This window comes from Streptomyces sodiiphilus, assembly GCF_039529215.1.
Taxonomy (GTDB): Bacteria; Actinomycetota; Actinomycetes; order Streptomycetales; family Streptomycetaceae; genus Streptomyces; species Streptomyces sodiiphilus.
In genome coordinates this window covers 1-3,079 of record NZ_BAAAMJ010000126.1, presented here as the reverse complement: position 1 = coordinate 3,079, position 3,079 = coordinate 1, and the positions used below count along the sequence as shown (strand labels likewise).

General features: G+C 62.3%; 1 pseudogene. It reads left to right on the top strand.

From position 1 onward, the window contains the following. Positions 1–501: 501 nt before the first annotated feature. Positions 502–3,079: pseudogene (locus ABD299_RS24955) on the top strand (LamG domain-containing protein); the annotation flags it as partial.

Genomic DNA, 3,079 nt, shown 5'->3' with positions numbered 1-3,079 from the left:
GGCGTCGTAGGCGTACTCCTCCAGCGACCTCACCCCGGGGGCGTCCTGGACGATCTCGGTGACCGCGTGAGGCTGCGTGTCCGAGTAGCCGTAGGTCCGGGTGATGTCCTGCTCGTGCAGAGTCTCCGTCAGACGGTTCCCGACCTCGTCGTAGGTGTAGGAGTGGTGATACGGCGCAGGCCCACCAACGGCGGCCGCATAGCCGGCTGCTCATAGGTGTGTTCCGGCCACGCCTCGGCCTCGACCGACTCGAACAGCAACGGCCCCTCGGCGGCTCAGTCCCAGCGTCAGGAACACTCCCCTGTTGGCGAGTTCTGCCGCACCGGGCACACAAGGGGCACACTTTCGTGATTCAGGTCACACACAAGGTGTGTGACCTCTGGGCGCCTCTGGGGCATGTGCGCCGAGTTATCCCCCTGGGCCTGGGTGGCCACTGCACCTACTGTCACCCTGTTCTCACATCCTGTCAGGAGATGTGTGTAACCCCTGAGAGGAGTGACGATGTCGCGCCGCTGGCAGCGGATTCGTGTGACAGGTGTGACGGCGGGGACGGTCTGTGCCGCTGTGGTCGCAGCGGCCTTACCTGGAGCTGTGGGGGGTGCTGTCACGCATGCTGCTGAGTCCGTTAACAGCGAAGCGGCTTACGACCCGGCTGCCGAGCCGGCAACAGCCGAGGCAGAGGCCCTGAACGAGGCCGGCAAGTCGGGAGAGCCCGTCGAGGTGCTGTCGCTGCGGGCTGAGACTCGAGAGGTCTTCGCGATGCCGGAGGGGCATCTGGAGGCACGGGAGTACGCAGCGCCGGTGTGGACCCGTGCGGCGGGGGAATGGCAGCCGGTTGATCTGGAGTTGGCGACCCGGACAGATGGCAGTATCGGGCCCAAGGCCTCCACGGTGGAACTCACCTTCTCTGGAGGCGGCGATAGTCCACTGGTAAGCCTGGTGCGCCACGGGCGGGAACTGGAGCTGTCATGGCCGGGTGAGTTGCCCGAGCCGCGGCTGGACGGAGAAACAGCGGTCTACCCAGAGGCGCTGCCCGGTGTGGATCTACGGATGGAAGCAGTACCCGACGGCTTCACGTCGCTGCTGGTGGTGAAGTCAGCGGAGGCCGCCGCCGACGAGTCGCTGCAGGAGGTGCGACTGGGCCTCGACGCGCCAGGGTTGCATGTCAAGCTGACCGGTGAAGGCGGTATCGAGGCCCGGGACGAAGGAGCCGGGGGTGTGGTTTTCCAGGCTCCGACACCTCTCATGTGGGACTCCAGTGCGCCGGAAGCGGTGGCGGGAGAAACTCTGAATCCGGGTGCCCCAGAGGTGACCAGTACCGAGAAGGAAGGCAGAACAGGGCCGGGAGAGTCGGGTAGAGTTGCGAAACTCGGGGTGGATATTCCGGCTGGGGAGGAAGAACTTGTACTGATTCCGGATGCAGAGGTGTTGAAGGGCGAGCAGACAGAATACCCGGTCTTCATCGACCCTCAGTTCCATTCCCCTCGCGCCTCTGCCTGGTCCATGGTGTCCCGGCATCATGCGAGTACCAGTTTCTGGAACTTCAGCGGTGACGAGGGGGTGGGTTACTGTGTTGGCTGGGCGAATTGTAACTCCAACGAACTGAAGCGGCTCTTCTATCGAATTGACACTTCACGTTTCGGTGGCACACGTATCCTCAGTGCCGAGTTCGTGGTTCGAAACGTTCACTCGGCGCAGTGCACTGATCATCCTGTCGAGCTTTGGCGCACAAAGGGCATCAGTAGCTCCACGACTTGGAACTCGCAGACGGCTTCAGGGTTCTGGATCGAGAGGCTGCGGACCGCCTCGTTCAACTACGGCGGCAACCCGCAGCTCGGATGCAAACCTGCAGGAGACGCGGAGTTCAATATTCGTACCGCTATTCAGGAGGCTGCTGACAAGAAGTGGTCCACGATGACCTTCGGCCTGAAGGCGGGTAATGAGACGAGTAACCTGCACTGGAAGCGGTTCCGCTACGATGCTCACCTACGCGTGTCCTACAACCGACCTCCACGCCAGGTCAGCACCTCTCAGTTGACGATGGAGTATGGCGGTACGTGCAAACCGTCAGCCACTGCTTCGCACGTGCGGACACTCGGGCAGATACACGCCAACAATGTCACTGACCCGGACGGTGACAACGTGCGAGTTCAGTTCCGGGTCCGATGGGGAACCGAGGGCGCCTGGAACCCCGCTCTGACCACAGCGAAGAAGTCTGGTTCGAGCTTCTCGATCACACTACCGGCGAGCGTTCCACAGAATACTCCGCTGCGCTGGGACGTCAGAGCTTATGACGGAACGAGTTACGGTCCGTGGTCGTCCAGCGGTTCCCACGCGTGCCACTTTGTCTATAACACCACGACTCCTCAAGCGCCAAGTATCGGATCGAGTCACTATCCGGCCTCGGATCCCTCTGATCCGGAAGACCCCTGGCATGACGGGGTGGGGCAGTACGGCGACTTCACGCTGCAGGCAGCGGACACCGATGTGAACCGTTACCGTTACGGGATCAACGGTGATCCATCACCCCAGAACCAGATCACCACGACTGGTGGTGCGCCGCGGACGATCAAAGTGCTGCCCGAGAAACCGGGCCTGCACTTCGTGACAGCTCAGACGGTTGATCAGGCCGGCAACGTTTCCGAAGTCACCACCCACCAGTTCCGCGTCAGGGCGGGACAGCCCGAAAGAGCCATCTGGACCCTGAGCGATGCGGAAGGAAGCAGTGAAGCAGCGGGGAGCAGCCCGGCGCGATCGCTCCACCTTCGAGGCGAAGCCGCCCTCGGCGTGGCAGGACACAAGGGTACGACTGCCCTGCACCTCAACGGAACTGACGCGCACGCCTTGGGTGAGGCGTCCATATTCGACACCCGTCGAGGTCACACTGTTTCGGCGTGGGTGAAGCTCGACGAGGTGCCTGACGAAGCGGCCATCATCGTCAGTCAACGTGGCACAGAGCTGCCAGATTTCGAACTGTATTACTCGGCTGCCCTCGACCGCTGGGTATTCAATCACCGAACGACGGACGCTGTTTCGACGACTAAGAGGATGTCTCATGTGGTGATTGCGGCCAGTCGTT